Raw genomic sequence first — 11,260 nt, 5'->3', positions numbered from 1 at the left:
TTTTATATTATTGTTAAAACTTCATGTAAAGAACAGATAGTAGGAATATCGTACTTGAGTTGTGAGTTATCTCGATTTAACCATATCCCTTGCATCCCAGCTGCTGTACTACTAATCGCATCAGTCTCTAATCGATCGCCAATATAATAGCAATCTTTCATTTCAAGGTTCGATTGTAATACGGTTCTGTGAAAAATTTCAGGATCTGGTTTCGATATACCAAGTTCACTAGAAGTAAATATATATTTAAAATGTTTTAGAATGTTTAGGGCAGTTAATTTTTCGACTTGTTGTTCATAGTTACCATTACTAATGATACCTAATGAGTGACCGCCTTGCTGCAAGTTCTGTAATGTATAGTGTACATCTTCAAACGCGGTCCAGTTGTTCTTATGTAGTTCTATATATTGATTGAATCTATGCTGAGATTCTTTGGGTGATAGGTTTACTCCATATGTTTTAAATAAATGATACATTCGCATTACTTGTTGTTCTTGAAAAGATAATTTCCTGGATAAAAATTTGTTGAAATATTCTTCTGATAATTCATGCCAGACTTTCGTTGCCTCTAATTCATTGCCTGAAAAAATAGTATTATATATTTGAAAAAAATCTATAATACCATTTCTTTCAGCAGCCTCATAATCAAGTAAAGTTCCATCAATATCAAAGAAAATCATATTGCTGTCTCCTTGCTAACAACTATTTAGCGTTTTCAGCAACCTCATATCCTTTCACAAACAATAGCGTCATATAAGAAACGATAAACGAGAAGATGCTGTACATGCCAACCCAAAAGAAAAATTTTGGAGTAAAGGCGATAACACCTATTATTAAAAAACTAGCAAACGTTACAATCGGCATTACGTAATACGTTTTCGTTTTGCGTGTTCCAATAACAGATACGATAAAGATAAATAATGGACAAATTAATAAGACGAAAATCAATTCATTCATAGGTATGTCCCCTTTTCTAATTGCAGTAATCTGTTTCTCGTAAACGTTTTGAAATAATTACTCTCCTAATATAATTTCGCTAAGTAATAACGAATCCCTCTTGAAAACTGATAATTCATGATGAATTTTACAAGCAAAAAACGTAAGCAAGAGAACACTTGCTTACGTTATAGGATAAACATCGCAACGATCGTGGTGACAATTAAACCGATAACAACCGGTAAAAAGTTTCGGCGTGCAAGTTCAAATGGATCGACTTTACAAATCGCAGCAGCAGGAATAAGTGCCCAAGGAATTAACGTCCCGCCCCCGGTCCATATAGCTGCAATTTGCCCGAGTGCTGTTAATGTAGCTGTTCCATGGCCAAGTGCTGTTCCAAAAAGATTGGCAATGGAACCAGCAAGTGATATACCTGAAAAACCTGATCCATCTAAGCCGGTAATGACACCAACGATGGTTAATGTCCCTGCCGATACATATTGATTTAAAGGAACAGTTTGAGATAAAGCGATGCCTAAGTCGTTAATGATTCCATGTGAATCTTTCGGTAAATAGTCCCCGATAATTTTCACAAAGCCACTATCTCCTAAATAAAAGAGTGCAGCGATAGGAATAACTGGTCCGAAAATTTTAAAGCCAAATTGGAGCCCTTCTATGAAATAATCGGTCGTTTTATTCAGTCCATTACCTTTGTAGGCGATGAGAGAAATGATGAAAATCATAATAACAGTTGTTCCGCCGATAAGTGCAGTTGCGTCGCTTCCTTGTAGTTGAAATTGAATCATGCAAAGGATATCAATGATATATACGATAGGGATACAAATAGCGAGCCATTTCTTTGTGCGAGGAGATAATGAAGTGAGCGTTTTAGAAGACTCAGTTGATAGAATAGATTCTTGTATAGCTAAGCCTGTATGAAACTCTTTTCGTAAGAAGAAAAAAGCGACGGAAGTTGTCACAACGCCCATAACGATAACGAGTGGAACACTTGCAGATACGACGCTGGAAACAGGGAGACCAGCAGCGTCTGCGGTTAATTTTGGTGCGCCTTGTATAACGAAGTCGCCGGATAAAGCAATCCCATGACCGAATAAGTTCATAGCAATTGCTACTCCAATTGGAGGAAGACCGACACGTACAGCAACCGGTAATAAAATAGCTCCCATTAAGGCGACAGCGGGAGAAGGCCAAAAGAAGAAAGAAATTGTCATCATCAAAAGGCCAATAATCCAGTAGGCGAGGGTAGGGGTACGGATCATCTTTGTAAATGGTGAAATCATCGTATCATTTATGCCGGTATGAACGAGTAGGTTACTCATCGATACGATAATAGAAATGATTAATATAGTTGGTAATAGCTCAGTAATGGCGTAAATAAAACTTTGAAAAATGCCGCTAACGGCAAGAGGGATAGAACTTGTAGCAGTTAATGCTAATAAAAAGATAAAAACGATACAAATAATTGTAGTATCTTTCCGGAGAATAAAAAAGGTAATAATAGTGAGTAAACAAATAACATAGAGAGCGTGTAATAGCGTTAATTCAACTCCCATAACATTCACATCCTTAGGCAATCGTGTAGTTTATTGTATGAAAGTAGGGAAAGTATGTGAGTATAAGAAACAGAAAAAAAGGTAAAATTTCATGTACTGCAATGGTAAGGATAGAAAATGGATGTTACAATACAATTAATCCCAAAAATGGAATTCGAGGAGGGCTTATGCACAAAAAAATTGGATTTTGGGGATTTATCATATCTTGTAGTCTATTAATCATTTTAAAGCTATTTACAAACAATGAATGGATAAGTATTATACCTGTTTTCGGGTTTGTATTTATACTTTTATATAACTGGGATGGTATGAAACAATATAGTAAGAAAAGTATTGGAATTATGATAGGTATCATTGTTGTTTGCTCATTGTTCGCAGGGGTTATTTTAATAGAGGGTCAGAAACAAATGGAGAAAATGTCTATTTTTCAAGAATGGATGTCTTCTGCAAACGGTCTTTATCTTGTAATTATAGTTGTTATTTTTCTAAGAATTGTTATAAGTATAGCAAGTTACATATTAAAGGAGAAGTAGAATGGGGGAGTACGAATGAGAGAAAAAATAGGATATTATGGTGTGCTAGTTTGTTTACTATTATCAGTTATTTCAGGACAATTTCTTAACAGTGAATGGGTACCAGTTATATTATGTATAGGAGTATTGATTTTTGCTCCTATGTATCGCTGGAATGAATGGAAAGCATATAGTCGAAAAAAGAAAATGGTTTTCAGCATCGAATTTGTCATTATAATCAGTACAATTCCGTTTTTGTTATGGAAAGGAAATGAGATAATAGATGGAATTGTAATGTTTCAAGGGTGGTTGTTTATTGCGAAAATGCTATATTTAATATGCATTTTAATGTTGGTAGTGGTAGTCACTAAAATAGTAAACGAAAAGCTATTCGTTAATGAATAAAAGAAAATGCCACCTTATTCGGTGGCATTTCCTCATTTTACTGCATGAGCTTTTTGCATCTTTTTAATTAAACGAATTTGTCCACGATGATTGATTTCATCTTCAAAAACGTGAAACCACTTAAAATAGTTATTTGCTGGTTTGTCATACCAAAAGTCTGTCGTTTTAAATAACCATTCATCAGGTAACGATTGAAAAGTCTCGATTGTTTTGGAACGTACTTCTTGTAATGTATTTATGTAAAATTCTATAGCGTTTCCTTTTATTTTCTCACGTCCAAGATCGCCTAATTCAATGCCAGGTAACCAGCGTTCTAATTCAGCCTCCGTTGGTTCACGGTCTTCAAAAGTATGAATCTGGTAGTAAAATTCAATAGCAGCCATATGATACAATAACATGCCAATTGAATTTGCTTCCTTATCATATAAATAATCAAGTTCTTCAATTGTTAAACTTTCCACTGCTTGCATTGTTGTATAGCGAGCGTAATTCATCATGGAAACAAGCTTTGAAAATTCTACATGTAAACCCTTCAATTTATCAATTACAAAATTCAATTAAAATTCCCCCTCTTTAAATGAATACTCCAGAGAAGGAATTCTATGTGCAAAAAAGTTTTGTTTAAACCTTCATAATATTAACAAGGGATTATAATTAGTTCTCTATTTGATTTTGTAATAACGTCATAACCATCTTTGGTGATGACAATATCATCTTCGATTCTACAACCGCCCCAGTTCGGTATGTAAATGCCCGGCTCAACTGTAACAACCATACCTTCTTGTAAAGTTGCCTTGCTTTCTTGGGATAAGCGAAGTGGTTCATGTATTTCTAACCCAAGACCGTGCCCGGTAGAGTGGCCAAAGTATTGACCGTATCCATGTTCTGTAATGTAATTCCTCGTTATATCATCGATACTTTTCGCAGTTTCTCCAGGCTTAATTGCTTCAGTCCCACGCTTTAACGCTTCTCGTACAACATTGTATATTTTTTGGAATTCTTCCGATGGTTCCCCGATTGCTACGGTACGTGTTATATCGGAACAATATCCGTCGTAAAGTGCACCGAAGTCTAATGTAACGATATCGCCTCGTTCGATTATTTTATTTGATGCAACTCCATGGGGAAGTGAAGAACGAACGCCTGAGGCTACAATGATTTGGAATGAAGAAGATGTAGCCCCTTTTTTTCGCATGAAAAATTCTAACTCATCTCGAACGTCAGTCTCGCTTATTCCAGGCTTTAGAAATGTAACAATATGGTGAAATGCTTCGTCAGCGATTGTAGCTGCGATTTTCATTGTTTCTATTTCAGATGTGTCTTTAATAAGTCGAATATCTTCAATAATCTCACACACTGGAACCATTTCTGTATGTATATATTTTTGTAGTTTCTTAAATTGTTGCAAAGTCATATTATTGTCTTCTATACCAAGTTTTTGAATGTTTAATTTTGATACTTGATTTGCAACTTCTTCTTCTAAATTTCCTTTATGCATAATAATTTCTGCTGCTTTTATTTCCGTTTTTGCTTGATCTACGTAACGGAAATCAGTAATGAAAATAGCTTTATGCGCAGCGATTAAGACAACGCCTGCGCTACCTGTAAAGTTTGTTGCGTATTGACGGTTTTCTTTTTTTGTAATAAGTAACCCGTCGATTCCGTAATTATGTAGTTGTTTTTGGATGTTAGTTATTCTTACATTCATTTTAATTCCTCCTTTTTACATTAATAAAGCAAGAATTGTGCCAGTATATTTATTTAGAATAAAAGAGAAGAGGGTAGCTGTGTGTCAAAAAAACTAGACGAATGTAAAATAAATATATATAAAATTTTTACAGTAAGTTTTTATGTGACTGAACAATAATATAAACTCGCAAACGAAAATCTTTTTAATTTAAATATTATATTTTTTTATAAATGGATTAAGTTAATTGGTATAATAAGGGATTGTTACGTTTTTTATAGGTAAAGAGATGTAACGAAAAAAACTGGGTTAAGGAATGTGAGTGTATGAAGAAATTAAGTAAAGTAAAGTAAAGTAAAGTAAAGTAAAGTCATTTTGTTTGGCCGCTAGTATGCTTGTTATAACGGGGTGTGAAACAAGTGAACACAAAGTTCAAGTAAATGAAACGATTGAACAGCTTGATGAAGCGCCAGAAGTGACAGAAAAAGAAGCGAAAAAGATTGTAAGAAAGAGTGTAGATGGAATAGCAAATGCGTTTAGTGAGATGGAAAAAGAAAATGAATGGAGCCGAAATAATCCTGGGGATTTAGAGACAGCTAAAAAAGGAGTTAAAGGATTGGTTTCAGAAAAGTTTGTAGAGAATCAGCTTCCTGAATTGCTTGCTAACTTTAATAGATCGAGAGAGACTGATATGTTACCATTCCCAAATTATTTTCAAACTGAAATAAGATTTTCTTCTTCACAAGATAAAGAAAATTTAACGGTACATACATTAAGTTTAGAAGATGAAATAGGTCATGCGGCCCAAGATTGGGAATTTCATTTGGTGTATAAAGAAGGGGAATGGTTAATGGATAAATGGTCATTCGTTTTTCCTGAAGATTTAAAACTTACAAAAGAAGAAGCAAATAGAATTTTAAAAATGCCAGACGATAAGAATGTGTCATTTGTAAGTGAAGAAAATAGTGGCGATAAGAAATACATATTCAAAGATAGTAACGGATTAATTACTGTAAATGCGAAAACATCTCTTATTTCATACAATGTAGATAAAAATAGGTATGAAAAGGTAACGAAAGAAAGAAATATTCAAGAAACAGAACAAGTACAGAGAAAGGATTCGAGTGCGTATACAGGCTCAAAAGAAGAGAAACAATCGCAAAAAGAATCTTCTTCAAAGATAGATAGAGCAAATGTTTTAAGTGAATTAGCTGCTATAGATAAACAAGAAAAACATACGAATGCTATGTCAACCAATGATATAGTAAATGAAATAGAAGGAAATTATGAACTGTGGGATAATAAACTAAATGAAATTTACAGTACATTAAAAAGTACGATGTCACCTGATGCGTTTTAGTCGTTAAAAACGAAACAAATTGCGTGGGTTAAAGAAAAAGAAAGTAAAGTTAAAGCAATTGGTACTGATACAAATAACGGAACGATGAGGCGTATAGAAGCTTCAGAAGAGAAATATAAGATGACAAAAGCAAGATGTTATGAATTAGTAAATGGGTATATGAACTAGTGTGAACGAATATAAAAAATGCGTTGCTTATAAGCAACGCATTTTTGTATTTACGCTTTTAATTTCATTACAATATCAGCATCTGGTGTTACATATACGGTTTGCTGATTGTCGTACGTAACAAAACCAAGTTTTGCACCACTCGGTTTTTTCACATGGCGTATTTTAGTGAAATCAACAGGTACAGAGCTAGACTCTTTCGCTTTACTGTAATAAGCGGCAATTTTGGCAGCTTCTAGTAAAGTTTCTTCAGCAGGCTCTAAAGAACGAATGACAACGTGAGAGCCAGGTATGTCTTTCGTATGTAACCAAATTTCATCACGGCGGGCAAACTTCGTTGTTAAATAATCATTTTGTTTATTGTTTTTACCAACGAAAATCTCTGTGCCATCACTTGCTAAATATTTATCTAATACTGGCTTAGTAGGCTTTTTCTTTGCGTTTTTCGTTTTGCGATTGCGCACATAACCTTCTTCAGCTAATTCCTCACGAATTTCTTCAATATCTTTTGAAGAAGCAGCTTCCATTTGTTGAAGTAAGCTATCAAAATAAAGAATTTCTTCATTGGTTTTTTCGATTTGTTCTTCTACAACAACAACTGAATTTTTTGCTTTTTGATACTTTTGGAAATAGCGTTGTGCATTTTCAGATGGTGTTTTTAAAGGATCTAATGTGATTTTTACAGTTCCGCCATTTTCATCGTAATAATTAACGACCTCAATATCTTTATCGCCTTTTTTCAAAGCGTACATATTAGCTGTAAGTAGCTCTCCAAATAGTTGATATTTATCTGCTTTTCCAGCATCTTGCAGTGTTTTTTCGAGTTTAATGAGTTTTTTCTCGTTTTTATTTTTTTCATTTTGCATAAAGCGTTCTAAATCATGAGCTTGTTGTTTTACACGATCGCGCTCTGCTTTTCCGAAAAAGAAACGATCAAGCAATTCACTAACAGATGAGAACGTCTTATCTTCTCCTTGCAAGTGTGCAAGAGGGAAAAGATAAAAGAATTCTTTCCCATTTGAAGTAGTCATCGCTGGTGAATATGTATGAGTTAATAATGGTTTTTGTATGGAGAAAAATGCATCCGCTAATGCTTTTTCATTTACCATACCAGCTTTTTTCACTACTTCTTTTGCGAATAACGGGGATATTCCCGTAAAGGTGCCGACAAGCTGTTTATCCATGTTTCCAGATAGAAAGTCTAGTGGTCTAATAAATTCATCATTTGTTTCAATCTGAAGTGGGTTAATTTTATGTTGTGCTGGTGGTGCAATATATTCAGCTCCAGCGTATACAGTACGATGGCGGTTTACCGCTAAAGATATGTGTTTTAAGCTATCTAAAATAACGTTTGTTTTCGTATCTACTAAGATAATGTTACTATGTCGGCCCATTATTTCGATTACTAATGTTTTTAATGATTCGTCTCCAATTTCATTCCGACTGCGAACTGTAATTTGAATAATACGTTCTAAGTCAATTTGTTCAATTTTTTCAATAAACCCACCTTCTAAATGTTTACGAAGAAGCATACAAAACATTGGCGGTATTGCTGGTGAATCGTAGTTTTGATTCGTTAAGTGCAGACGCGCATATGTAGGGTGAGACGAAAGAATTAGTTTTTGGTTCTTTCCGTTTGCTCGAATATGTAATAAAATCTCATACTTTGAAGGTTGATATATTTTGGAAATTCTTCCTGTGTAAAGAGAATTTGCAATTTCATGTGTAATTGCTCTTGTAAATAATCCATCGAATGCCATAAATGAACACTCCTTTCTAACTAAAAGTTAATTATAGCATTTTTTTGGACGAGGCTGAATAAGCTTTCAATAGAGTATGTCTGGAATCAGGAGGTCGATGGCAGGATGAACTGGTATGGAATGCGGGCACATGAAGTGGAAGAAAGAACGAATACGAATGTAAAGGTTGGACTTACAGAGAAAGAAGCAGAAGGGCGCGTAAAGAAATTTGGTACTAATGAATTAGAAGAAGCAAAAAGGCCTTCTGCACTAATGGTATTTTTAGCACAGTTTAAAGATTTCATGGTACTCGTTTTGTTTGGAGCAACAATTGTTTCTGCGTTTTTAGGTGAATACATTGATTCTATTGCTATTGTTGCCATTGTTATTATCAATGGTATTCTCGGATTTTTTCAAGAAAGAAAAGCTGAAAAATCATTGGAAGCTTTAAAGGAACTAGCCGCTCCACAAGTTACTGTAATGCGGAATGGAAAGTGGGTAAAAGCACCATCTAAAGCACTTGTTTTAGGTGATATTATTAAGTTTTCCAGTGGTGATCGTATTGGGGCTGATGTGCGTCTTGTTGAAGCATCAAGTTTATATATTGAAGAGTCTGCTTTGACAGGGGAGTCCGTACCTGTACAAAAGAAGGTAGAAGCATTGCAAGGGCAAGATGTTGCAATTGGTGATCAAAAAAATATGGCTTTTATGGGGACAATGATTACGCGAGGATCTGGTACAGGAGTCGTTGTAGCAACTGGTATGAATACAGCGATGGGGCAAATTGCAAATATGTTACAAAATGCAGAGCAAATGGAAACACCACTGCAAAGAAGGTTAGAACAGCTCGGAAAAATATTAATTATTGTGGCTCTTATTTTGACAGCACTCGTTGTATTAGCTGGTGTGTATCAAGGGAATGAAGTATATCATATGTTTTTAGCTGGTGTGTCTCTGGCTGTTGCGGCTATTCCAGAAGGGTTGCCAGCAATTGTTACAGTAGCTTTATCACTTGGTGTACAGCGTATGATAAAAAAGAGAGCAATTGTACGAAAGTTACCAGCCGTAGAAACGTTAGGTTGTGCTTCCGTTATATGTTCTGATAAAACGGGAACAATGACGCAAAACAAAATGATGGTAACACATATGTGGTCAGGCGGAGAATTGTGGAAAGTGACAGGGCAAGGATATGAACCTAATGGCTCTTTTATGAAAGGTGAAAAAGAAGTGAATCCAGCTAAGACAAAAGCACTTTATCAGCTACTTACATTTGGTTCACTATGTAACAATGCAAATATTATTCAAAAGAAAAAGGCGTACGTATTAGATGGAGATCCAACAGAGGGAGCGCTTGTAGCTGCAGCAATGAAAGCTGGGATAACACGTGAGGCATTGAAAGGGAAATTTGAAGTTATTCGTGAATTTCCATTTGATTCAACTCGAAAAATGATGAGTGTTATTGTACGAGATCGAGAGGGGAAAAAGTTTATTGTTACGAAGGGAGCACCGGATGTTCTTTTACAAATGAGTCAAACGATTTTATGGGGGGATAAGCAACAGCCGTTAAGTGAGCTATATAGAAAAGAAGTACAGGCGGCTATTCATAGCTTAGGTAGTCAAGCGCTTCGAACAATTGCAGTTGCGTTTAAACCTTTAAAAATAACGGATTCTATTGAACATGAAAGAGACGTTGAAAAAGATTTTATGTTGGTTGGGATACAAGGTATGATTGACCCACCAAGACCAGAAGTGGCGCAGGCGGTAAAAGAGTGTAAAGAAGCTGGTATTCGAACAGTAATGATTACAGGTGATCATAAAGTGACAGCAATGGCGATTGCTGAACAATTAGGAGTTTTGCCACCAGATGGACGCGTTGTTGAAGGAGTAGAACTCGCGAATATGGATGTGGAGGAATTAGAAAATGTTGTAGAAGATACGTATGTATTCGCTCGTGTATCACCTGAACATAAATTAAAAATTGTTAAGGCACTGCAAAATCAAGGGCATATAGTAGCGATGACAGGTGATGGAGTGAACGATGCTCCAGCTATAAAAACAGCGGATATTGGGATAGCGATGGGGATTACAGGGACAGATGTTGCAAAAGAAGCCTCTTCACTTGTTTTACTAGACGATAATTTTGCTACAATTAAGTCAGCGATTAAAGAAGGAAGAAATATATACGAGAACATACGTAAGTTCATCCGATATTTATTAGCATCAAATGTTGGAGAAATTTTAGTTATGTTATTTGCGATGTTACTTGCATTACCCCTGCCGATGGTTCCTATTCAAATTTTATGGGTGAACTTAGTTACTGATGGTTTACCAGCGATGGCATTAGGTTTGGATAAGGCTGAAGGAGATGTGATGAAGAGAACGCCGCGCCACCCGAAAGAAGGGGTATTCGCTAGAGGGCTTGCGTGGAAAATAATAAGTCGAGGTTTTTTAATTGGGGCAGTGACGTTAGTAGCGTTTATTATTGCGTATAACCAACATCCAAATGAACTGAAATATGCACAAACTGTAGCGTTCGCGACGTTGGTACTTGCTCAGCTTATTCATGTATTTGATTGTCGTAGTGAGCATTCTGTCTTTCATCGTAATCCATTTGGGAACGTGTATTTAGTAGGGGCGGTTATCATTTCATTACTACTCATGCTAGTGGTGATATATTATCCACCGTTACAACCGATTTTTAGCACAATGCCGATACAAGCAAGAGATTGGTTATTAATTGGAGGTTTGTCATCAATTCCGACTTTCTTACTAGTAGGTTCTTTATTAACAGGGAAAAAGGCGAAAAAGAAAAAGCCAATGTTATATAAGAAGGGATTAAACTTGAAATAGTCAATGTTATGAAAATGTGATATAATTTA

Annotated in this window: 9 protein-coding genes and 1 pseudogene; 4 read left to right on the top strand and 6 right to left on the bottom strand. The window is 35.4% G+C overall.

Going from position 1 to position 11,260, the window contains the following annotated elements:
- Positions 1-2: 2 nt before the first annotated feature.
- The 3 genes from DN400_RS20345 to DN400_RS20335 form a co-directional block, all read right to left on the bottom strand.
- Entirely contained in the window at positions 3-680 is a 678-nt protein-coding gene (locus tag DN400_RS20345; protein WP_065229277.1) for an HAD family hydrolase, read from the bottom strand.
- Positions 681-702: 22 nt separating this feature from the next.
- Positions 703-957, bottom strand: a complete 255-nt coding sequence (locus DN400_RS20340; protein ID WP_001003915.1) for a YbeF family protein — start codon at positions 955-957, stop codon at positions 703-705.
- A gap of 167 nt (positions 958-1,124) precedes the next feature.
- Positions 1,125-2,510 carry a hypothetical protein gene (locus DN400_RS20335; protein WP_065229276.1) on the bottom strand — a complete coding sequence of 462 codons (1,386 nt, stop codon included), beginning with the start codon at positions 2,508-2,510 and terminating at the stop codon, positions 1,125-1,127.
- Positions 2,511-2,611: 101 nt separating this feature from the next.
- Between DN400_RS20335 and DN400_RS20330 the strand changes: the two genes are divergently transcribed.
- Positions 2,612-3,043, top strand: a complete 432-nt coding sequence (locus tag DN400_RS20330) for a YoqO family protein (RefSeq protein ID WP_139062887.1) — start codon at positions 2,612-2,614, stop codon at positions 3,041-3,043.
- Positions 3,044-3,058: 15 nt separating this feature from the next.
- On the top strand, positions 3,059-3,427 hold the full coding sequence (locus tag DN400_RS20325; RefSeq protein ID WP_002181188.1) for a YoqO family protein: 369 nt from the start codon (positions 3,059-3,061) through the stop codon (positions 3,425-3,427).
- 32 nt (positions 3,428-3,459) lie between these two features.
- Here the strand turns inward: DN400_RS20325 and DN400_RS20320 are convergent, their stop codons facing one another.
- Entirely contained in the window at positions 3,460-3,984 is a 525-nt protein-coding gene (locus tag DN400_RS20320) for a DinB family protein (protein ID WP_065229275.1), read from the bottom strand.
- An 80-nt stretch (positions 3,985-4,064) separates the two neighbouring features.
- On the bottom strand, positions 4,065-5,135 hold the full coding sequence (locus DN400_RS20315; protein ID WP_001102865.1) for a M24 family metallopeptidase: 1,071 nt from the start codon (positions 5,133-5,135) through the stop codon (positions 4,065-4,067).
- A gap of 370 nt (positions 5,136-5,505) precedes the next feature.
- On the opposite strand from DN400_RS20315, the pseudogene DN400_RS20310 reads away from it, so the two are divergent.
- Positions 5,506-6,642, top strand: a pseudogene (locus DN400_RS20310) (lysozyme inhibitor LprI family protein).
- Positions 6,643-6,692: 50 nt separating this feature from the next.
- Here the strand turns inward: DN400_RS20310 and DN400_RS20305 are convergent.
- Complete coding sequence (locus tag DN400_RS20305; protein WP_000863271.1) at positions 6,693-8,402, bottom strand: Rqc2 family fibronectin-binding protein; 1,710 nt, start codon at positions 8,400-8,402, stop codon at positions 6,693-6,695.
- Between the two features lie 105 nt (positions 8,403-8,507).
- Between DN400_RS20305 and DN400_RS20300 the strand changes: the two genes are divergently transcribed.
- Positions 8,508-11,231, top strand: coding sequence for a calcium-translocating P-type ATPase, SERCA-type (locus DN400_RS20300; RefSeq protein WP_001104774.1), 2,724 nt, complete (start codon positions 8,508-8,510; stop codon positions 11,229-11,231).
- The last annotated feature ends 29 nt before the right edge of the window (positions 11,232-11,260 follow it).

The sequence above is a fragment of the Bacillus sp. AR8-1 genome, assembly GCF_008042345.1.
Lineage (GTDB): Bacteria > Bacillota > Bacilli > Bacillales > Bacillaceae_G > Bacillus_A > Bacillus_A cereus.
The sequence above is the reverse complement of the archived record's forward strand: the minus strand, read 5'-3'. Positions and strand labels throughout refer to the sequence as shown.